Annotated in this window: 20 protein-coding genes; 13 read left to right on the top strand and 7 right to left on the bottom strand. The window is 46.0% G+C overall.

The features are described 5' to 3' along the window. Positions 1-32: 32 nt before the first annotated feature. Positions 33-2,069, bottom strand: a complete 2,037-nt coding sequence (locus CSW98_RS17550; RefSeq protein WP_157810363.1) for an avidin/streptavidin family protein — start codon at positions 2,067-2,069, stop codon at positions 33-35. A 265-nt stretch (positions 2,070-2,334) separates the two neighbouring features. Here CSW98_RS17550 and CSW98_RS07720 point away from each other — a divergent pair, with 265 nt between their 5' ends. After that, entirely contained in the window at positions 2,335-3,522 is a 1,188-nt protein-coding gene (locus CSW98_RS07720; RefSeq protein WP_100799890.1) for an MBL fold metallo-hydrolase, read from the top strand. Between the two features lie 31 nt (positions 3,523-3,553). Then, on the top strand, positions 3,554-4,576 hold the full coding sequence (locus CSW98_RS07715) for a glycosyl transferase family 90 (RefSeq protein WP_100799889.1): 1,023 nt from the start codon (positions 3,554-3,556) through the stop codon (positions 4,574-4,576). Positions 4,577-4,634: 58 nt separating this feature from the next. Here the strand turns inward: CSW98_RS07715 and CSW98_RS07710 are convergent, their stop codons facing one another. The 4 genes from CSW98_RS07710 to CSW98_RS07695 all read right to left on the bottom strand — a co-directional run bounded on the left by CSW98_RS07710 (position 4,635) and on the right by CSW98_RS07695 (position 8,792). Further along, entirely contained in the window at positions 4,635-5,057 is a 423-nt protein-coding gene (locus CSW98_RS07710; RefSeq protein ID WP_100799888.1) for an Hsp20/alpha crystallin family protein, read from the bottom strand. Between the two features lie 162 nt (positions 5,058-5,219). Next, complete coding sequence (gene eat, locus CSW98_RS07705) at positions 5,220-6,584, bottom strand: ethanolamine permease (protein ID WP_100799887.1); 1,365 nt, start codon at positions 6,582-6,584, stop codon at positions 5,220-5,222. 37 nt (positions 6,585-6,621) lie between these two features. After that, positions 6,622-7,458 (bottom strand): ethanolamine ammonia-lyase subunit EutC, encoded by an 837-nt coding sequence (gene eutC / locus CSW98_RS07700; RefSeq protein ID WP_100799886.1) that lies wholly within the window; start codon positions 7,456-7,458, stop codon positions 6,622-6,624. Next, the gene (locus tag CSW98_RS07695) at positions 7,455-8,792 is read right to left on the bottom strand and encodes an ethanolamine ammonia-lyase subunit EutB (RefSeq protein WP_232733499.1); all 1,338 of its coding nucleotides are present in this window, start codon (positions 8,790-8,792) and stop codon (positions 7,455-7,457) included. The genes eutC and CSW98_RS07695 overlap by 4 nt, the downstream gene beginning before the upstream one ends. A 256-nt stretch (positions 8,793-9,048) precedes the next feature. On the opposite strand from CSW98_RS07695, the gene CSW98_RS07690 reads away from it, so the two are divergent. The 3 genes from CSW98_RS07690 to CSW98_RS07680 all read left to right on the top strand — a co-directional run bounded on the left by CSW98_RS07690 (position 9,049) and on the right by CSW98_RS07680 (position 12,960). After that, positions 9,049-10,089 carry a helix-turn-helix domain-containing protein gene (locus CSW98_RS07690; protein WP_100799884.1) on the top strand — a complete coding sequence of 347 codons (1,041 nt, stop codon included), beginning with the start codon at positions 9,049-9,051 and terminating at the stop codon, positions 10,087-10,089. A 140-nt stretch (positions 10,090-10,229) separates the two neighbouring features. Then, positions 10,230-11,558 carry a GGDEF domain-containing protein gene (locus tag CSW98_RS07685; protein WP_100799883.1) on the top strand — a complete coding sequence of 443 codons (1,329 nt, stop codon included), beginning with the start codon at positions 10,230-10,232 and terminating at the stop codon, positions 11,556-11,558. A 244-nt stretch (positions 11,559-11,802) separates the two neighbouring features. Beyond that, complete coding sequence (locus tag CSW98_RS07680) at positions 11,803-12,960, top strand: family 4 glycosyl hydrolase (protein ID WP_100799882.1); 1,158 nt, start codon at positions 11,803-11,805, stop codon at positions 12,958-12,960. 119 nt (positions 12,961-13,079) lie between these two features. Here CSW98_RS07680 and CSW98_RS07675 read toward each other — a convergent pair whose 3' ends face one another. Further along, complete coding sequence (locus tag CSW98_RS07675; protein WP_100799881.1) at positions 13,080-13,703, bottom strand: response regulator; 624 nt, start codon at positions 13,701-13,703, stop codon at positions 13,080-13,082. Positions 13,704-13,720: 17 nt separating this feature from the next. Next, entirely contained in the window at positions 13,721-15,412 is a 1,692-nt protein-coding gene (gene narQ / locus CSW98_RS07670) for a nitrate/nitrite two-component system sensor histidine kinase NarQ (RefSeq protein WP_198517308.1), read from the bottom strand. A gap of 203 nt (positions 15,413-15,615) precedes the next feature. On the opposite strand from narQ, the gene napF reads away from it, so the two are divergent. From napF to CSW98_RS07630, 8 genes are all read left to right on the top strand, one after another. After that, a complete protein-coding gene (napF, locus tag CSW98_RS07665; protein ID WP_100799879.1) occupies positions 15,616-16,122 on the top strand; it encodes a ferredoxin-type protein NapF in 507 nt (168 codons plus the stop codon). Beyond that, positions 16,119-16,391, top strand: a complete 273-nt coding sequence (locus tag CSW98_RS07660; RefSeq protein WP_100799878.1) for a chaperone NapD — start codon at positions 16,119-16,121, stop codon at positions 16,389-16,391. Before napF ends, CSW98_RS07660 begins: the two co-directional genes overlap by 4 nt. Then, positions 16,378-18,864, top strand: coding sequence for a nitrate reductase catalytic subunit NapA (napA, locus tag CSW98_RS07655; protein ID WP_100799877.1), 2,487 nt, complete (start codon positions 16,378-16,380; stop codon positions 18,862-18,864). The genes CSW98_RS07660 and napA overlap by 14 nt, the downstream gene beginning before the upstream one ends. 22 nt (positions 18,865-18,886) lie before the next feature. Next, entirely contained in the window at positions 18,887-19,672 is a 786-nt protein-coding gene (gene napG / locus CSW98_RS07650; RefSeq protein ID WP_100799876.1) for a ferredoxin-type protein NapG, read from the top strand. Further along, positions 19,669-20,541, top strand: coding sequence for a quinol dehydrogenase ferredoxin subunit NapH (gene napH / locus CSW98_RS07645; protein WP_232733489.1), 873 nt, complete (start codon positions 19,669-19,671; stop codon positions 20,539-20,541). Before napG ends, napH begins: the two co-directional genes overlap by 4 nt. Then, on the top strand, positions 20,531-20,965 hold the full coding sequence (locus CSW98_RS07640; RefSeq protein WP_100799875.1) for a nitrate reductase cytochrome c-type subunit: 435 nt from the start codon (positions 20,531-20,533) through the stop codon (positions 20,963-20,965). Before napH ends, CSW98_RS07640 begins: the two co-directional genes overlap by 11 nt. 9 nt (positions 20,966-20,974) lie before the next feature. Then, positions 20,975-21,556, top strand: coding sequence for a NapC/NirT family cytochrome c (locus CSW98_RS07635; RefSeq protein WP_100799874.1), 582 nt, complete (start codon positions 20,975-20,977; stop codon positions 21,554-21,556). Positions 21,557-21,688: 132 nt separating this feature from the next. After that, complete coding sequence (locus CSW98_RS07630) at positions 21,689-22,009, top strand: hypothetical protein (RefSeq protein ID WP_100799873.1); 321 nt, start codon at positions 21,689-21,691, stop codon at positions 22,007-22,009. The last annotated feature ends 2 nt before the right edge of the window (positions 22,010-22,011 follow it).

The raw sequence follows: 22,011 nt of genomic DNA, 5'->3' as shown, positions 1-22,011 counted from the left end.
CATCTCCCCTCGTAATTTTATAATTATTCTGGTCATAGTTGTTCCCGGTGGAACAAGGCATTGCAAGCGTTTGTTTGTAAATAAGCGTTCTCTTCTGATGTGCCACAGGCAGACCAATAAGTCAAAACCAGTTGTTCATTTTGTCGGTTCAGGTAGCCGCTGAGAGAGATTGGGGTATCGGTATTACCTTGTCTCATCCCGGAAAGGGTAATACTCTGCCTTTCTGTACTGGCCAATGGCAATGTATCGGTGAATCCTTTAAGGCTGATATTTTGTTTATCTTGTATTAATTCAGCACAGAGCAGGCCGCTCTTCTCATTGACAACGGAAAGTCTGAGCCGGAGAGCGTTATCCTCGTCTGCCCATGCTCCGTTAACCGGGTTCTCAATTTCAGAATCTGAGAGAAACATTTCTCTGATGTGTTCCGGAGAATATTCACCAGAATCGGTTTCCTTATAAAAAGACAGTTTATCAATATAGTTTCCCAGTGCCGCACCATCATATGGCGTCGTGGCAACCAGAGAGTTGACCACAGAGAGCTCATAATGGTTTGATGCATGCTCTCCATCAGAAGACAGAAGTAACTGTCCACAGTAGGTTGAAACCCAGTGCCAGCTGTCATTCTCTGTTTGAGAGTCGAAAGGTCTCCAGGTAATGGAAAGAGCAACAGGTTGGCCTTGTCCGTTGGTTGGGTTATTCGGCGAGCAGTAGCCGTAGACAAGATAGCTTCCTGATGCCCCGGTTGTTGATGAGTAGGTACCGAATATCTCGCCTGTCGGTTCGGTAATCAGATCCATCTGTGAGTTATAGCTATTAACCCAGCGTCCGTTCAGGGAAAGAGGCATACTACAACGGGCATTGTTAAAAATTGCCGCTGCTGTCGGTTGCTGTGTCTGAATGATTTTAGGACCGTCTTTTTTATTAAATATCCACATTCCTACCGGCTCCAGACGTAACTCAGTGTTTATCTGGTACTCATAAACGGTGTACAGGCTGTCCATCAGTACTGAGCCAACAAGAACCAGATTATCTAGCCCTTCCATTGGTTCAAATTGTGGAACCTGATGACCTTCAAACTCTCCTGCTTCTATTTTTACACTGTAAAGTGACGCCGGTATGACCAGAGTTCCTTCTTCTGAAAGACTATTTTTCGGGGTACAGATAGTCACATCTTCTTTCAGAAGCGTTGCACGCTGGTAGGCATGAAACATAATATCTGTGTCCCCTTTAAACTGAGAGGAACCGGAATCCAGACAGAACCAGTATTTATCGGTCTTGTCTGCCCGGCAAAGCGGATAAGTGCCAATAGACATGGATGTCAGAGGTGTTGTCCATATGTAATAGAGTGACGCTACGGCCTCATTTGCGGCATAACGATCCCAGGGCAGGAACAAATATTCTTTAGAGTCGGCATATGCAGCATCAAGCTGGCCGAATATGGCTTTTCCCTGTTTGGTTAGAGGATCGGTTTCAAAACTGACATAAGGATAAGCCGTGCTGATGATATTTTTCTGCAATAAAGAACGCATGAAATGAAAGTTAGCCTGACGTTCACAATGGTTTCCCCGGTACATTTTCAACCGGGAAGGATCTGAAATCGGTTGATAGCTGTAGCTGGGCAATCCGATGCCGCCATCCCAGTTCAGTTCTGCAAATTGAGAACCGGTATACTTCTGGGACAGATATATATCACTGGGTATAGCAACAGATGTAGTCGTATCATTGAGGATGATATTATCGTAACCGGATCCGACCTGCATGGCTCCCCAAGGGCCAAAATCGACAGTAATGGATTGATGATTAAGCCAGGCGAAGGTATGTGACAATGAAAAATCAAATTGTTCCCCCCCATAGTGGATGCATCCTTCCTTGCCGCACAGTGATGAGGTGACCCAGTTAAAGTTGCTGCCGGTATCAAAAGAAAATTTCAACATTTGCGCCGGAGACCCTACTCCCAGTTCTGCATACCATGGGGAAGCGCCATTATTCTGGAAAGGCCCCTTCTTTAACGGAATCACGAACCCGTTAGGAGCCTGAGGTGTCGCCGTATGAGTCGTGTTCTTATCCATATTCCTATATTCCTTGATTTATTCTTCAACTGTTTATTTTATTACCGGAATTTACAAATATATAACCGCTTGATTACAACATAAGCACTGCCTTTTGTTTAGTTTATTTTTGCATAATTGTGCCGGTTATTTCATTAACGGGCTATCGGGGATTTGAACTGCAACATAAGATTCAAATATCCGGGGTAATTAGTCACTAAAACGACATATTCAACTGCTTAAAATGGGTTTAACAAGACTTCTATTACAGCCAATAAGGTCGGATATGAGTGCTGGTGCAGTAAAAGCTTCAATGTTTTCAGTGTTAGGTTTTTTGGGTGTTGCGAACTATTTTCGGGGATTAAGTCGGACAGAGCTGAATGCCAGCCAGAAGCTTCGGCAAGTACGGATGGAATCTTCGTCTCAGTTTTGCAATGGTAAAGTTATTGGTCGTATGCCTAAGACGCCTTATAGAGGCAGTAAAACGTATCTGAATGTATGTTCTTTTTTTCGTCGTTCCAAACTCAAGCCTAACATGCCTCTTCCTCACGCAGAGCTGGATATCCATCTTCTAAAAAAGAGAAGCCATGCATTCCGGATTACCTGGCTTGGACACTCAAGCCTGTTTCTTGAAATGAACCATGCTCGTATTCTGATTGATCCTGTATTTAATTATGCGGCTCCCCTGATTGGAAAGCCTTGGTTTAGCCGAAACCTTGATTTACCTGCTGACAAAAAATCGCTTCCATTACCTGACCTGATTGTTATTTCTCATGATCATTATGATCATCTGGAAAAATCAACCATTAAATATTATGCCGATAAGCCAGTGCGTTTTTTCGTACCGTTAGGTGTTGGGTTGCATTTGGAAAATTGGGGAATTCATCCGGATAAAATCCATGAATTTGACTGGTGGGAATCTGTGAATGTGAATGGAATTAATATTACTGCCACACCGGCAAATCACAACTCTGGACGAACCGGATTTGATAATGATAAGACGCTTTGGTGTTCTTGGGCATTTTGTAGTGGTTCAGGTTCAGTCTTCTTTAGTGGAGATTCTGCTTACGATACTCATTTTAAAGAGATCCGGCAAAGACTAGGTCATTTTGACTTGGCCTGTATTGAGGTTGCTGCCAATGTGAAAAACGGGCAAGGCTATCCAGTGGAAAATTGTGGCCATATGCAGGCTTACCATACTTTGCAGGCATTTCAGGATTTGGGAGCCGACAAGTTGCTTCCCGTTCACTGGTCTACATTTGAGCTGTTTACCCATAAATGGGATGAACCCATTCACGATTTGATTGCAGAGGCAGAGTATGCAGGAACACACTTATTAACACCTATGGTTGGAGAAACCGTATATCCGAAGTTGAATCCGGAGACCTCTTTTTGGTGGTTGGAGGCAGAAGACAGGGTAAATATCCAATCTTCTTTTTCTGTAGCACAAGTTGAGTTTGGATTTCAGGAATGAGTCTGTGTTGCAGGAAAAGATAGGGAACATTATGAGATTGAACCGGTTTTTTTATTATATTTTCAGCTTCTTGTTCTTTCTTATTCCTCCTGCATTATTACGTTGGTACTGCCGGAATCGTCTTGCAGAACAGAATCTGCATAATACTTATTACATTATGAAGCGGGTTAATTACTACAATAAGTTACGTTCAACATTTACGGTTGATACTCATATGACAATGGTAGAAAAATATCGGCAGACGGGAGGAAGCGCTTATTATATTGATCTGTATAAAGTCATTAAATGTTTTCCAGATTCTTTTCGTTTTCACTATATTAACGGTGATGTGGTGGATGTTCCTGAAGTTCCTTCTTTCCTTAAAAGTCGTCCAATTTCTGATACCAATAGTCATTCGGTTCTACTCAAATTAAACCGGGTACGGCATTATAATTTTATACGTGACAAAATCCGTTTCCAGGATAAAAAACCGATGGCTGTTTGGCGTGGGGACGGCTTTCGTCAGAACAGACGTGATTTGGTCAGAAAATTTAAAGACCATCCATGGTTGGATGTCGCCCGAGTTGACATAAAGAAAGCAAGTGTTGATGATGATATAAGTCATTTTGCCAGAAAAATGACTGTCAGTGAGCAGCTTAACTATAAATTTATTATTAGTCTGGAAGGTAAGGATGTAGCAACTAATCTGAAATGGATCATGTCATCTAATTCGGTGTGCATTATGCCGAAACCAAAATATGAAACCTGGTTTATGGAAGGGAAGTTGAAAGCGGGCGTGCACTATATAGAAGTTAAAGATGATTATTCAGACCTGCTACAGAAAATGAACTACTATCTGGAACACGAAGAGGAAGCATTAGACATTATTGCTAATGCGAATTCTTGGGTGGAGCAGTTTAAATTTCCTCGCCGGGAACGGCTAATCTCACTACTGGTGGCTCAAAAATATTTCGAAAAATCAGGGCAATGGGATGACGTGTTGATTTCAGAACCAACCCTTAAATCTCTTCTGGCGGGTCAGTTCTGTAAGCTGTTATATGTGATTAATATTTAACATCAAAAATATGCTTTTCATATAAAAGAGCCGACATTACTGCCGGCTCAGGTTTTGCTTATTTAATCTCAATTCGGTTGACTTCTTCCTGTCTGGGTTCGGTTTTCGGAATAGTGACTTTCAGAATACCGTCACTGAATGAAGCGTCGATGTCTTCCTGGCGTATATTGTCGCCTAGTGTAAAACTTCGGATCATCTTTCCTTCATAGCGCTCTTTATGAATAACTCTGTCGCCTTCTTTGGTTTCATCACTTCTTGCTGTACTTGCTTCAATAGTCAGTGTTTTGTCTTTGCAGGATAAAGTAATGTCTTCTTTGTTTACACCCGGTAGCTCGACTTGTACTTCAAACTTGTCGTCCTTTTCTAGGATATCCAGTCTGGGAGAGAAAGCCCCCAGATTAAACCGGCTTCTCAGGCTGGGAAAATCATGGTCGAATACACTGAACAGATCAGGCCAGGATTCACGAGGTACTAAGCTCATACTCACCTCCTATATGTTCATGGTTGGTACCCATTTTATAGTAGGTCAAGCGTCGGCATTTACTAATAAACATTTGGCGTATTTTCAGTGAGGAAAATGCGGATAAAAAACGGCAGGCCAGTCTGTGCTGTACCTGCCGTTGTATCCTTTAAAAATAAACAGTTATTCGTTGGCGAATGCCATTTCAGGGGTGGCTTCCTCTCGCTGAGCTTTTGTCGCGCGGAAGTATGCATAGCCGAGCAGCATCATTACGGTGAATACTGCGGCAATAACTGGGTTAAACCAGACCATCGCAATCAGGCAGACGACCGATAAGGCCAGTGCAATAGCCGGAACGATTGGGTAGCCCGGAGCCATGTAGCTGCGTTCCATTTCTGGTTCGCTCTGACGAAGTTTAAACAGGCTTAGCATGCTCATGATGTACATTACGATAGCACCAAATACTGCCATAGTGATCATTGCTGCAGTCAGGCTCATGCCCTGCAGGTTGATGACACCGTCACTGAAGATAGCGATGATGCCGATGATACCGCCGGTAAAAATGGCTCTTTGTGGTGTTTTAAAGCCAGACAGCTTAGACAGACCCGTAGGCAGGTAGCCAGCACGGGAAAGTGCAAAGAACTGTCGTGAGTAGCCAAGGATAATACCGTGGAAGCTGGCAATCAGACCAAACAGACCAATCCATACCAGCATGTGCAGCCAGTTAGAGTTGTTTCCAACTACCATTTTCATTGCTTGTGGAAGCGGGTCATTGATACCAGACAGTTCCTGCCAGTTCCCTGCACCACCTGCAAATACCATTACACCGATAGCCAGAGCAACCAGAGTCAGGATACCTGTGATATAAGCGACAGGAATGGTACGTTTTGGATTCTTCGCTTCTTCTGCAGCCATTGCTGCGCCTTCGATAGCTAGGAAGAACCAGATAGCGAATGGGATAGCGGCGAAGATACCTGTCATTGCGTCCATACCGAAGGTTTCACTACCGGCCCAGCCATTCGCACTGAAGTTGGCAACACTAAAGTCTGGTGCTACAACACCCATGAAGACAAGCAACTCGATAACGGCCAAAATAGTCACGAAAAGTTCGAAGGTCGCAGCAAGTTTCACGCCTAGGCAGTTCAGTCCCATAAAGACGATATAAGCGCCAACAGCAGCAATTTTAGGATCTAGGCCTGGGTACTGCACATTCAGGTACGAACCGATGGCCATTGCAATGGCTGGTGGAGCAAATACAAATTCGATCAGAGTTGCAAAACCAGCGATCAGACCACCGGTATCACCAAAAGCACGGCGGCTGTAGGCGAAAGGTCCACCTGCTTGAGGGATAGCTGCAGTTAGCTCAGTAAAGCTAAAGATAAAGCAGGTATACATCAGTGCAACAAGTGCGGTTGTGATCAGAAAGCCTAGTGTTCCCGCCACACCCCAGCCATAACTCCAGCCAAAGTATTCCCCGGAAATAACCAGTCCCACGGCGATACCCCATAAGTGAAGGGTACCTAATGTTGGTTTTAATTTTTCGGTCATAATCGTGATTCCATTCATTAAGTAAAAAGTATATTGATTAATTGGTTAAGCAAAATTGCTGTTTTTCAGTATGTTCTAGCTGACCATCGTCAGAACGATCTTTCAGTCCGACGCCAGTCAGTTGAATTCGGTGTGATTCCCTTAACAGGTAGAAACATTTGTGAGCGGCAATGTCATAACTCAGTCCTTCCGGACGAATATTGGAGATACAATTGCGCAAAGATTCTTCCATTCCTCTTTTAGGAGACCAGGAAAGGTAGAGGCCCATACTATCGGGAGAACTCAATCCGGGTCGCTCTCCTACCAGCAGTAAGACTTCTTTGGCATTTAGGGTTTCACCGGCATCATCGCCTACAGCTACTCGTCCCTGTTCGATGATACAGAGCGGAGCAATCTTCCATTCTTTTGCCGGATCGCGGTGCAGCATCTGGATCAGTCGTTCCAGAAATGGTCTGGCGTGATTGGTAATGGCATAGGAGGAAAGTCCGTCAGCAATTACGATAGCCAGATCATAAGGTTCATCAGAAGTATGATATTGCTGTAACTGGTACAGCGATGCTTCGTTCAGTCTTCGACCCAGATCCGGACGTTGCAGATATTCCATACGATCCCGTGCTTCGCTGTGCAGGCATAATGCAGGCAGATAAGGGATCAGACAGGGTGTTGATTCCAGTTGTCCGCCTAGCGCCTGTGTATCCAGAGGAACATGTACAGCATCAATGGCTTGTGCGTGAGACAGTTGAAATTTAAGCATTTCACTGGTCGGTATGCTGGTACCTACACGGCCAATACCGATACGGGCATCGGTAAATTCACGCAGTTTCTTCCACGGATCGTCATGTACAAGTTTATTAATTGGGGTGATATTACTCATGATGCCTCCTGAAGCCGTTGTAGAGGCAAGGAAAAAGGTTCTGGTAGTTTATCTGAAAGCTGGCACTGTCCTTCGGCGGGGGAAATACCCATTTCTTTCAGCCAGGTATCAAATTCGGGGGCAGGACGTAAACCGAATAACTGACGGGCATACAGTGCATCATGGAAAGATGTGGTCTGATAGTTCAGCATGATGTCATCAGAACCGGGAATACCCATGATAAAAGAACATTCCGCTGCACTGAGTAGGGTCAGCAGGTTATCCATATCATTCTGGTCGGCATAGGCATGGTTGGTATAGCAGATATCACAGCCCATGGGCAGGCCGAGCAGTTTTCCGCAGAAGTGATCTTCCAGTCCAGCGCGAATGATCTGTTTACCATCGAATAGATATTCCGGGCCGATAAAACCTACCACTGTATTGACCAGAAGCGGGTTGAACTTACGGGCAACAGCATAAGCCCGTGCTTCGCAGGTTTGCTGATCGATGCCATGATGTCCGTTGGCAGACAAGGCACTGCCTTGTCCGGTTTCAAAATACATCACATTATTACCAACACTCCCCCGGTTAAGGCTTAGAGCGGCATCGTAGGCTTCAGCCAGAATGTTCAGATTAATTCCAAAACCACTGTTGGTTGCTTCGGTTCCTCCGATTGATTGAAACACCAGGTCAACCGGGGCACCGCGTTCAATAGCTTCAATTGTATTTGTGACATGGGTAAGAACGCAGGACTGGGTCGGGATTCTGTAGTGCTGAATAACTTCATCCATCAGATTCATCAGTTTGATCGCCTGACTCACACTGTCTGTGGCCGGATTAATTCCCAGCACAGCATCTCCGTTACCATACATCAGCCCGTCAAACAGAGAGGCTGCGATCCCGTTTACGTCATCGGTCGGATGATTAGGCTGCAAGCGGGTTGACAGGTGGCCGGACAGGCCAATAGTGTTGCGAAATCGGGTAATAACCTGACATTTTTTAGCAACCAGTATCAGATCCTGATTTTTCATGATCTTGCAGACAGCTGCAGCCATTTCCGGTGTGATACCAGCGCGTACTCGTTCCAGTTCTATGTGAGTGGTTGTTTCTTGCAGTAACCAGTTACGGAAATCACCCACGGTCAGATGCGAAATTTCGATAAATGCCAGAGCATCGTGCTCATCAACAATCAACCGGGTGATTTCATCTTTTTCGTACGGAATCAAAGGCTCTTCAAGAAAAACCCTTAGCGGAAGATCCGCCAAAAGCATCTGTGCGACTACTCGCTCTTCAGCAGAGTGTGCACTTACTCCTGCCAGTTGATCACCGGATCGAAGCGGAGATGCTTTTGCCATTACTTCGGCTAATGTCTGAAACTGATAAATCTGGTCACCAAGCTGGTAACGATATTTCGCCACGGTATACCTCACAATACAAAATGGTCAGCCGGTTTTGGGCGGCCTGAACTTTGCTAAGTTACTGCTCAGATGTAATGCCAGTTACGTTCCAGTGGCATATCGTATTTGCGCAAATTTTATATAACATTATTTATCAATTAGTTAATGAGTGTTCTGCTTTGAAATGGTGCACTGGTTTTGAGAGTTGTTGAATATGAAATTTTTCAATATGCTTCATGAAGAGAATTCATCTGCACCAATGCGGTGCAGATCGTACGCCTATGATGCCAATCAGCAGGCTGAGAGTCTGGTGCGCTGGGAACAGCATTATGAGCAGCATAGTAGAGGGACTTTCTCGGGCTATCTGGATGAACTGAATCTGGGAGGGATCCACCTGTTTGAAGAGTTTACTAGTCAGGCATTACTGCAGCACTGTTGTGTTGGTGAGGATAGTTTATGGATTGGTTTTTCTCAGCAGTGTCAGAGCCCCAGAATTAACGCTAATCAACTGCTGCCGGGCCAATTGATGGTTCGTCCGTCTCATGTTGAGTTTGAACTGGTCACTCCTTCTGATTTTCATATTTTTGGACTGGTTCTGAATAAACAGACGATAGCGGATGAGCTCACGGGGCTGGATACTGAGTTATGGCTGGGACATCCGGAGGATATTCTGGTTACAAATGCCTGCCCACAGCTTAGCTATGAACTGGCAAAGCTTATTCGTCTTTTGCTGACAGAAGATTCTCTTCTTTTCAGTCCAGTCGCATCACTCGGACATCAGAGCCGTCTGAAACACATCAGACCGTTAATTGTATCAGCAATTACAGATCTGCTGGCACAGATCACCGGGCCGGATTTACAGACTCTGAAAGAAACCCGTTCTGCCAGAATGGTGGTAATTAAGCGGATCCAAAAACATATGGCACAGACAGGAGAATACCCGCTGACAGTGAATGAATTGTGCCGGATTGCCTGTGTCAGCCGGAGAACACTGCAGTACGCGTTTGAATATGGGCTGGATATTTCACCACTGGTCTACGTCCGAAATTGCCGTCTGAATCAGATTCGCCGGGCATTGTTGTCCACGAATTCGGAGTTGTGTATTTCCGATCTGGCTATCGGACACGGTTTTTATCATATAGGGCTGTTCAATCAGTACTATAAACAACTCTTTGGTGAAACGCCGACCCAGACACGGCAGCGTTCGGTCGTCTATTCTCAGCGTGTGATTGCTCATACATCGGCTATGGCATGATCTGGTTTAAATAAGAGTGCGTTTTAGGGTTATGACATTTTTACATAATAAAACAGTCATATAACTCGTGTATAAAATTCTTTGGCTTTGTTTTCGTTGTATATGGAACCTGCCGGGCAACCAGACAGGTGTAGTGGAGCGTGTATTACTCAGGTATTGATAACACAAGATCGGCCGGACATGAGCTAAAATCGCTGATGGTGATTTTTGCTGTCATTTTTCTGGTTAATACCCCGACATCTTATCTGGAATCAGCCCTTTATCCGTATATTTTTGACAAAATCAATGTATGGACATCTGTTTTTAAACAGGAAACGGAACTCATCGATGACTACGCCGGTCTGGTTGAAAGTGACACAATCCGGCAGGAGTTCGTGCTTGGCAGAGAGGTTAGTCATACCAATGATTTGATCGCTGTGATCCTTGATTCCCGCAGGGAGGGATTTGTAGAGTCGCTGCAGTTACTGACTGTTAATCATTTCCATCAATTGCAACCTTACCTTGCCAGTAAAGTAGAGGTCTTTTTCTATCAAAATACTCATCTTGATCAACCGTTTGTTAACCGATTGAATGATGATGTGTTTACTCTTTATTACCCCGTCGTTCTGAATGAACAAATTGCCGGTTATCTGGTGGTGGATATCAATAAAAGTAAATTCAGCTATGCCAGTTTTGAACGGGTTTTTTATCTTTCTGACGGAGGTATTGTCACTGAAGGACGTACTGCTTATCCTCTGACAAGTGATAAATGGGATGAACAGCTCTGGATTGAACTGGATAAAGCGAGTATTTACAAAGAGTCCGGTATTATTGATTATCAGGATCATTTGATCCTGTTTAAGAAGGCTCCGGCAGTAGATGGAACTGAGAGTGCGTATTTGATCTACTTTATTAGCCCGACCGAAAAATTCCTTTACTATCTGCCTCAGGTTCTGACTATTTTTGTCTGTGTGTTAATGGTGTCGACCTATATTTATTACGAATTCTATAAACGCTCCCGGAAGCTGGAAGATAAGGTCAACATTGATGAACTTTCCCGCCTGTATAACCGGGCTTATTTCAATAAGATTAAACACAAGTTTGTTAATGCAAACTATTACATCGGTATTCTGGATATCGATTTTTTTAAACATGTGAATGATAACTACGGTCATGATGTGGGTGATGATGTGATCCGTAGAGTAGCTGCAGCACTGAAAGAGGGAATTCGTGACCGCGATTATGTCTTTCGGGTTGGTGGTGAAGAATTTGTGATCATTTTAAGATGCGATTCTTTTGAGCATGCTGAAGTCTGCTTTGACCGATTAAGAGCCAGTATAGCCACAATGGGTAGCAAGCCCCCGGTGACGGCTTCGCTGGGGTTTGCCCGAATGGCTTATTCTCCGGATAAAGCCTTCAAGGTTGCTGACCAACAGCTGTATAAGGCTAAGAATGAAGGCCGGGATCAGACTCGGGGTGTTCTGGGATAAGTATCTTTCCTGCTTTTTTCCACTTGGGCGATCCTCAGCTTATAATTTAGATCTAATGCACAAAATTGCACATCAATAAAATGAGTAAAAATTGCGCCATGACACGAATTTGTTTATTTTTTGTGCAAAGGCGGGCAGCTTGAATCAGATCGTCTATCCTTTCTATGGAATATTTTTTTGCTGATATTTGTGTTGTTGAAAAACGAATATGAGCTTCAGGATAAAGTTGCGTAAGAGGCGGGAGATGGATGGTTACCTTAAAGTTGTGATTATTGGTGGGGGATCAAATTATACACCAGAAGTAGTAAACGAATTCCTGAGACGAAAAGATGAGCTGCCAATAAAAGAATTGTGGCTGGTAGATATTGATGAAGGCTGGGAGAAAGTCAATATTATTGCAGCACAAGCTGAAAGGACGCTGAGAAAATCAGGGTCTGAAATCAAATTGTTCGTTACTCTTGACCGGCGAAGGGCATTGAAGGGAGCCGATTTTATCTGCTCGCAGTTCCGGGCCGGTTGTCTGGATGGTCGTATTCGCGATGAGCGGGTCTCCATGAAGTATGGGCTGATTGTCCGGGAAACGAATGGACTGAGTGGTTTTGCCAGTGCCTGCCGTACCATCCCGGTGATGCTGGATATCTGTAAAGATATAGAACAACTCTGTCCGGAAGCCTGGCTACTGAACTTCACTAATCCGTCCGGCATGGTGACGGAAGCTGTACTGAAATACACTCACGTCAAAGTGGTCGGGCTGTGTCATGTTCCGGCGATTATGGAACAGGGAATTAACTCGTTATTGAATGCCCGCCCGGGAGAGGCTTTGATTCAGTTTGCCGGGCTTAATCATTTCATCTTTACCTGTCAGGTATTGCTGAATGGGGAAGATAAACATGATCAGGTTCTGGAAGAGATCCGAAAGGGCAATGATAAGGTTGTTCCCAGCAGTATCCCTGTTCCTGAATGGCCTAATCCGGCTCTGGATGTCAGGCCGGATGAGCTGGAGTTGCGTGGCGGCTTGTATTATTCAGAATCTATCGGTGAATTGATGGCCTCTATCTATAATGACAAACGCACTATTATGCATGTGAATACCCGTAACAACGGAACCATCTACGGACTACCGAATGAGTGTGCGGTTGAAGTCAGCTCCGTGATCACTAAATCCGGGCCTTTACCGCTGAATGTGACTCCTTTTCCGGAGAATATCCAGCGCCAGATCCAATTGATGAAAGAGTACGAAAGTCTGACAATTGAAGCGGCTATAACGGGAGATATTAACCTTGCCCACCGGGCTTTGATTCTCAATCCTGTCGTGACGACAGACAATTTGCTGCAGGATGCTCTGTTTGATACGGTAGAGGAAAATATTGACTATATGCCTCAATTTGCGCATCTGTTGTGATTATTTACTGCAGTTCATATCAGCAGAAACGGGCTATATGCCCGTTTCTTAGTGTGTAAATCTATTTTTAGATACGAGTCACCGGACAAAAAGACGTTCTTCCTGCAGCAATCAGATTCTTATCCCTTACTTTCCAGATAAAGTACGGTTGCCGCGACTCTGGATTTTACCTGTAGTTTTTTCAGCAGGCTTTTTATATGTACTTTTACGGTTGCCTCGGAGATGAACAGGCGTTCGGCAATCTGGCGATTACTCAGACCCTGAGCAACTTCTTCCAGTATTTCCTGTTCCCGGTCTGTCAGTGAGCTGAACCGGTCATCTCCTTGTTTTGCGTGGCTCAGGACATCCAATACAGTCTGACTATAGGCACTGCCGCTGCTCATCGCCTGTTTCAGCAATTTGATCAGTTCATCTGGTTCAGTATCTTTTAGCAGATATCCGTCAGCACCGGCTTCAATAAGAGAACGGATATCCTGACGGCTATCGGAGACGGTCAGCACTATTACAGTGGATGTGATGCCTTCTTCACGCAGAGCTTTTAGTGTGTCTAGGCCGGACATCCCCTTCATGTTCAGATCCAGCAGAATCATATCCGGCTCATTCTGGCAGGCACTGGCAACGGCATCGGCACCATTACCGGCTTCCGCTATTACATTAAATTCGTCTTCAAAGGACAGAAGCTGATTTATTCCCCGGCGCAGTAGCGGATGATCATCAACAATGAGTACGTTCCAGAGGGTCATAATAATTCCTGTGTTTGTTATTTTTGCAGAGGGAAAAGAAGCTGTACCTGACAGCCTTTCCCCGGCTTACTGTTTATATTGATCTTCCCGTCCAGACGATCAGCTCTTTCCGTCATGATCGTCAGGCCGTAGTGGTTGAGCTTTTCCACATCAGTACAGAAACCGGAGCCATTGTCACTGATTGTAATATTGACCTGCTCTTCTTGTTGCTGGCAACTAATGGTAATCCGGGTCGCTTCGGCATGCTTGATAGCGTTCAGTACCGCTTCCCTAATAATCTGTAATACATGCACCTGATGATTTGCCCGCAAAGACAGAGAAGCCAGTTGATTATCCAGCGTCAGGACTGCATCGGTCTGTTCTTCCAGAGGCATGAGCAGTTCTTTTAATGCCTCACCCAGATTGGCTTTGCCGATAGTCAGTCGGAATGTACTGAGTAGCTCTCTCAACTGAGTGTATGTGGCACTGAGCTGCTGGTCGATCTCTCTGGCGGTGACTTCTGCCTGTTCCAGATTAGCTTTGTTTAAGCTCCGGGTCAGCAGAGTGGTCTGAATTTTCAGATAAGAGAGCGACTGAGCGATAGAATCATGTAATTCCCGGGCAATGGTGGCTCGCTCTTCCATCAATAACAGTTGTTGGGTCTGTTTTTGGGATTTATTGTAGTACACCCCTCGGGCAAGGATCTGGCTGACACTGCGGATCAGTTCATTATCAGGGCAGGGAAGAGTATGCTGCCATTCCAGCCGTCCCAGTATTTCGTCATTCAGGCATAGAGGCTCAGTATGCCAGTCCTTTTTGTCAGAAACTTTTCCGGCTTTGATGTGCCAGTACGCTCCCGGTTCATCCTCTACTGTCAGTTGGACTGCGGTAAGACCTTCAGTCGCTAAAAGGCGTTGCAGTATATTTTGGAAGTTACTTTCATTCAGGTAGCTGACGGAAAGCTCTTGTGAACAACCGTAAAGTGTTTCCAGTGAATTTTTGGCATGTTCCAGCTTGCGGGTTTTTTCCTGTACCTTGAATTCCAGTCCGGAATAGAGCTTTTCCAGCTCAGATGCCATGTTATTAAAGGCATCAGCCAGAATTCCCAGTTCATTCTGCATGCCGTCCGTCAGTTTGACACGGAAGTTACCTTCCTGCATCTGCTTGCTGGCCATGACAAGTTGTGTTAACGGAAATACCACCTTTCGCTGGGTATAAAAGATAGTGTAGAAGGCGATCAGCAGAATCAATGTAAAACCCAGACCATACGAGAAGGTCAGTAACTCCAGTTTTAGTTCGGCAAACTTCTGGAGTTCTGAAACGAAGGTATCTATCTGGTTAACAAATCCGGCCACATTCTCCAGATAAGGTTGATTATTATCCGACTGCAGAGCGGGCTGCAGATCATGCCAACGGGTAAGAAGATGGTTGTAATTATCGAGCAATGGCTGAGGAGTAATCCAGTTGTTGAGTGATTTTAATGCCGGTGCGTTTATTGATTGTTCATAATTGTTCAGGTGGCGGGTGAACTGTTCTGAATCTGTTTTTATATCAAGAGCCAGTCGGTAGCTCTGCATTCGTAGTGAACCGGCAATATTAATCGCACCAGCATCATCCAGACTGGAAAACAGGGCAAACAGAGTGATGCCTGTTGTAGTAACGGATAAGAGCAGGATAAGCATCATCGCTCGGGCGATTGTTCGGGTAACAGATGCCTGGGGTTTACGCACGATTATTTTTTCCTTATCTGTATTTGACCATGATTTGATGACGTAATGTTCAATTGTGTGAAGTCGGGGATGATGAAGAATTGATCTTGCTCAAGACTTGGAGTGAATTACCCCTTAATGGGTATTTATACCTGTCTTCCAGATCCTAGACTGATTTTATTAACAATAAACAGAAACCTATCACCAGACAAGCAGGATAGAGATTGGTCGATATTACACGACGCCGGTTATTTAGTCGTTTACCGAAGGCACATATCAATAATCAGGTTCCGGAGCGTATGCCCTGGACGGTAGCAGAACCGGCTTTTGTCGAAAGCTGTACCCGTTGTGGGAAATGTATTGGTGTGTGTGAAACCGGCATCATTATCAGCGGAGAGGGTGGATTCCCCGAAATCGACTTTCATCGGGGGGAGTGTACCTTCTGCGGGTTGTGTCTACAGGGTTGCACTGAACCGGTTTTTATTTCCCAAACGCAGCTGCCATGGCAGCAGGTCGCTGATATCGGAGAACAGTGTCTTGCTTATCATGGAGTCGAATGCCGCAGTTGTGGTGATATGTGCGGATATGCTGCGATTCAGTTTCACCTGCAGGCAGGAAAGATAGCTGTACCTGTTGTGAATCTGGATGAATGTACCGGATGTGGTGCCTGTATCAGGCCTTGTCCGGTCGATGCAATAACAATAAATAACAGGCTTGGAACAGACAAATGACATATCACGTTAGCAGCCTTGCCGTGCATGCGGCAGCCGATCAACTGGAGCAGGTAAAAACAGCCATAGAAGCACTGAATGGTGCTGAAGTCCCGGCAATGAGTGACGCGGGAAAGATGGTTGTCGTTATAGAGGGTGACAGCAGGAATAGTCTCGCAGACACCTTTGATCAGATAAAACAGCTGCCGGGAGTATTAGCAGCAACTTTGGTATTCCATCAGATGGATGAGCAATGTGAGCTTGAGGAAGCGAAAAATGAATGTCAGTAGACGAACTTTCTTAAAGGCAAATGCAGCGGTTGCCGCAGCATCGGTAACGGGAGTGACGCTTCCGACGTCGATCGCTCAGGCTGCCGGTCGGGATAATGAGGTTCACTGGGATAAGGCACCATGCCGTTTTTGTGGTACCGGTTGTAGTGTACTGGTCGGGACACAGAATGGCCGTGTTGTTGCTTCTCAGGGAGATCCGGATGCGCCAGTAAACCGGGGTCTCAACTGTATTAAGGGATATTTCCTGCCGAAGATCATGTACGGGGAGGATCGCCTTACTCAACCGCTGCTGCGTAAAACTGATGGTGTCTATGACAAAGAAGGAGAATTTACTCCGGTAAGTTGGGATGAAGCTTTTTCTGTAATGGCTGAAAAATTTAAAAAAGCCCTGAAAGAAAAAGGCCCGACTTCCGTAGGCATGTTTGGCTCAGGGCAATGGACGGTGTGGGAAGGCTATGCTGCAGCAAAACTGTATAAAGCTGGTTTCCGTTCCAACAATATTGATCCGAATGCCCGGCATTGTATGGCTTCTGCTGTGGTTGGTTTTGGACGTACCTTTGGTATGGATGAACCCATGGGGTGTTACGATGATCTGGAATATGCAGATGCGTTTGTGCTCTGGGGGGCAAATATGGCAGAGATGCACCCTATTCTCTGGTCGCGTCTGACGGATCGCCGTTTGTCGGAAGAGCATGTCCGGGTGGCTGTATTGTCTACGTTCAGCCACCGTTCTTATGAGCTGGCGGATAATCCGATTATTTTCAAACCACAAACTGATCTGGCAATCCTGAATTTTATTGCGCACTACATTATTTCTAATAATAAAGTGAACAAGGCGTTTATGGATAAGCACGTTAATATCCGTGAAGGTGAGACTGATATCGGCTATGGTCTGCGTCCGACTCATCCGCTGGAAAAAGCCGCGAAGAATCCGGGTAGCGGTAAATCAAAACCAATGACTTTTGACGATTATGCGAAGTTCGTCTCTCGGTATGATCTAAAATATACGGCCGGGCTTTCTGGGGTACCGGAAGATCAGCTGATTGAACTGGCAGAAATGTATGCGGATCCGAAAGTAAAGGTCTGTTCTTACTGGACAATGGGATTCAATCAGCACACCCGTGGGGTCTGGGCGAATAATCTGGTGTATAACATTCACCTGCTTACCGGCAAGATCTCCAAACCGGGTTGTGGGCCGTTCTCTCTGACCGGACAACCGTCTGCCTGCGGTACAGCTCGTGAAGTTGGCACTTTTGCGCACCGTTTGCCAGCGGATATGGTGGTGATGAATCCTAAACACAGAGAGATGTGTGAGACCAAGTGGAATATACCGCCGGGCACCATTCCGGATAAGCCTGGATATCATGCTGTACTCCAGGATCGTATGCTGAAAGACCGTAAACTGAATGCTTACTGGGTGCAGTGTAACAATAATATGCAGGCCGGACCGAACCTGAACCAGGAGCGTCTGCCGGGCTTCCGGGATCCGGCCAACTTCATTGTTGTGTCGGATCCGTATCCAACCGTGACGGCCATAGAAGCAGACTTGATCCTGCCGACAGCTATGTGGGTAGAAAAAGAAGGCGCTTATGGTAATGCCGAACGGCGTACCCAGTTCTGGCGTCAGCAGGTGCAGGCACCGGGTGAGGCGAAGTCAGATGTATGGCAGGTGATGGAGTTTTCCAAACGTTTTACCGTGGAAGATGTCTGGCCGCAGGAGCTGATTGATAAGAAACCGGAACTTGCCGGTAAGACATTGTTTGATGTGTTATTTGCGAACGGCGAAGTTAACAAATACAGTCTCGATGAACTGGCAGAAGGGCAATTAAATGACGAATCCCGTCATTTCGGTTTCTATGTGCAGAAAGGTCTGTTTGAGGAATATGCCTATTTTGGCCGTGGTCATGCCCATGATTTGGCTCCATTTGATATGTATCACCAGGCTCGGGGTCTGCGTTGGCCTGTGGTCGATGGTAAGGAAACGTTATGGCGTTATTCGGAAGGTTATGATCCGTATGTTAAAGAGGGTGAAGAATTTGCTTTTTACGGTAAGCCGGATAAAAAAGCAGTCATCTTTGCTCTGCCTTATGAGCCACCGGCAGAATCTCCGGATGATGAATATGACTTATGGCTCTGTACCGGCCGTATTCTGGAGCATTGGCATACCGGTTCGATGACTCGTCGGGTGCCGGAACTATATCGGGCATTCCCGGATTCTGTGATCTTTATGCATCCGAAAGACGCCAGAAAACGCGGGTTGCGCCGCGGAGATGCAATCAAGGTGCAGTCACGTCGTGGTGAACTGGTCAGCCGGGTAGAAACTCGCGGGCGTAACCGGGTTCCGGAAGGACTGGTCTTCATGCCATTTTTCGATGCCGGTCAGTTGACCAATAAATTGACGCTGGATGCGACAGATCCGCTATCGAAAGAGACGGATTACAAAAAGTGTGCAGTTAGGATCTCTAAAGCATAATGGCTCGTAGAAGGAGTGAAGAATGAAGATCCTGCATTCTTTACCATCAGCCAGCCGGCGACGTTTTCTGCGTGATGCTGTGAGAACGGCTGTCGGTGTCGGTGCAGTTACCTCTGTTCTTGCTCTGCAGTCGGAGCAGAGCAAGGCAACCGGAGGTTCCGGTGTACCGGTTCGTCCTCCCGGCGCTCTGAATGAGCAGGACTTTCTGAGGGCTTGTTTGCGCTGTGGGTTATGTGTGCAGGCTTGTCCATACGATACCCTGAAGCTGGCAACGATGCTGTCTCCGGTTGCAACCGGGACGCCTTATTTTACCGCAAGGCAGATCCCCTGTGAGATGTGTGAGGATATCCCCTGCGTAGTGGCTTGTCCTTCTGGAGCTCTGGATCCGGATCTCATCGATATTACTCAGGCCAGAATGGGAACGGCAGTATTGATCGACCATGAAACCTGTCTGAATTGGCAGGGGTTGCGTTGCGATGTCTGTTACCGTATCTGTCCTTTGATCGATGAGGCGATCACGCTGGAACCCATTCGCAACCAGCGCACTGGCGTTCATGCTAAATTTATTCCCACAGTGCATTCGGATATCTGTACCGGATGCGGTAAGTGTGAAGCGGCCTGCGTGCTGGAGGAGTCGGCAATTAAAGTTGTGCCGACAGTGCTGGCGAAGGGAGAACTGGGTCACCATTACCGGTTAGGCTGGGAAGAGAAGGCGAAGCATGATGGTAAAAGCCTGATTCCGGATCAGCTTAAACTGCCGACACGGGCACCTATGGGTAATCCCGATGGTGTCAGGAGAGGTAAATGATGGTAAAACCAAAAACCATTAAGCATGCACCTAAGGATGCTGGTAAAGAAGCTGCGAAAAAGTTTGGCTGGTGGCGTGCAAACCGGTTTCTGCTATTGAGGCGAGTATGTCAGCTATTGGTGATCAGCCTGTTTATGATGGGACCAGCATGGGGTGTTTTGCAGGGAAACCTTTCCTCCAGTGAATTGCTGGGCGTGATCCCTATGTCGGATCCGTTGTTGCTGATGCAGACGATTCTGAGTGGATTCTGGCCCGAAGCTACAGCCATACTGGGTGGTATTATTGTTGTGGTATTTTACGCTGTTACGGGACCCAGAGTATTTTGTGGCTGGGTATGTCCGATGGGTATGGTGACGGATCTGGCCGCGTGGCTGCGCAGAAAAACCGGACTGAAAGTTAGCTACCAATGGTCTCCGGCTATTCGTTACTGGCTGCTGTTGATGATTCTGCTCGGCAGTGCTGTGTCCGGAACGGTATTGTGGACATGGCTGGATCCGGTGGCTGCGCTGCATCGTGGGCTTATTTTTGGTATGGGAGCTGGCTGGATACTGGTTGTTTTTGTCTTTCTTATTGATTTATTGCTGGTTGAACATGGCTGGTGCGGGCACTTGTGTCCTTTGGGTGCCACTTACGGTGTTATCGGGCGCTACAGTATGATACGGGTTGTTGCGGTAAGGCGTGAAGACTGTCATGACTGCATGGACTGTTTTAACGTTTGTCCGGAACCGAAAATTTTAAGACAGCCTCTGAAACAGGGTGACAAAAGAATCATGAGTCAGGATTGCACGAGTTGCGGTCGCTGTATTGATGTATGTTCAGAAAAAGTATTCGAATTTAGAACAAGAACTGGAGCTAAACATGAAGAATAAGTTTGTCGTGTCTGCACTGCTGGCCGCACTGGTAAGTACCGCGGCAATCGCTGAAATAAGCTCACTCCGCGGGGATGAACGAGCAGCAGAGGAGAGTGATCTGGCAACCCAGAAAAAGGTGCCTCAGAGTCAGGAGAGAATAGGACTGGATTATGTAAACCAGCCACCGCTTATCCCTCACTCTACCGATCAGGTTCAGTTAAATCCCAGTAATAATGGTTGTCTGGAATGTCATGATGTGAATACCTACCGTAAAGCCAATGCACCTCGTGTCAGTCCGACGCATTATATGGATCGTGATAATAAAATCTTGTCAGAAGTCGCTCCTCGTCGTTATTTCTGTTTACAATGTCATGTGACTCAGGTTGATGCTAAGCCTTTGGTTAAAAATGAATTTACTCCAGCAGGTAAGTTTGGTGAATAAGGAGGTGTTATGAAGTGGATTAAACGCCTCTGGGCGTGGCTGAAGAAGCCGAGCCATATGGCTTTGGGTGCCTTATTGGTTATAGGGTTTGGTATCGGTGCATTTTTCGTTATTGGCTTTAACGTTACGATGGCGTACTCCAATACGGAAGAGTTCTGTATCAGTTGTCACGAGATGGAAGACAATGTATATCAGGAATACATGAATACCATACATTACACTAATCGTTCTGGTGTGCGGGCAACCTGTCCAGATTGTCATGTACCCCATGAATTTGTACCTAAGATGATTCGTAAAATTCAGGCCAGTAAAGAGCTGTATGGCAAAATAGTGGGTGTGATCGATACCCGGAAGAAGTTTGAAGACCATCGTTTTGAAATGGCAACCAGTGAATGGGCCCGGATGAAAGCGAACGATTCTCAGGAATGTCGTAATTGTCACAATTTTGAATACATGGATTTTGTGAAGCAAAAACCCGTGTCGGCGGAGATTCATGCGGAAGCTGAAGAGTTAGGACAGACCTGCATTGACTGCCATAAAGGCATTGCACACCAGCTACCAAGGGATAACCCTATTCATAAGGAACTGTAAAACAGGCACTTTCTGATCTCTGGTTCTGACACCCGGCTTATGGCCGGGTGTTTTTTGACCAAAAGTCGGACTATACTAGGAATATAGAGTAGATCGGTTACAGGCGGGCAAAGACATATCGGGGGAGGTATTATGGCTGTCGTTCGCAAACATATTGACCCTGGGCATAGATATGAACCGGAAAAAGAGCTGACGGGTGAGCAGTTGCAACGTTTTTCGGATACGGCTAATAAGGCTGAGGTACGCCGGGAACAACGAAAGGAATATGAAGCACTTCTCCATCCGGATAAAGCCAAAAGAGTACGTAAGGTAGCCAAGTCGGTTATATCGGCACGAGTAATGGCTGGTAAAAGCAGAAAACCCCGTCAGCGAATGACATTGACGAGGTTTGTGGTTTGGTCTGTCGTACTCTGGCTGTTCTGGTCCTGGGTGATGTTTATGTTTCCTGTCTGAAT

This window comes from Vibrio sp. HA2012, assembly GCF_002812955.1.
GTDB lineage: Bacteria > Pseudomonadota > Gammaproteobacteria > Enterobacterales > Vibrionaceae > Vibrio.
Note: the sequence above shows the minus strand (reverse complement) of the source record. Positions and strands in the feature narration are given on the sequence as shown.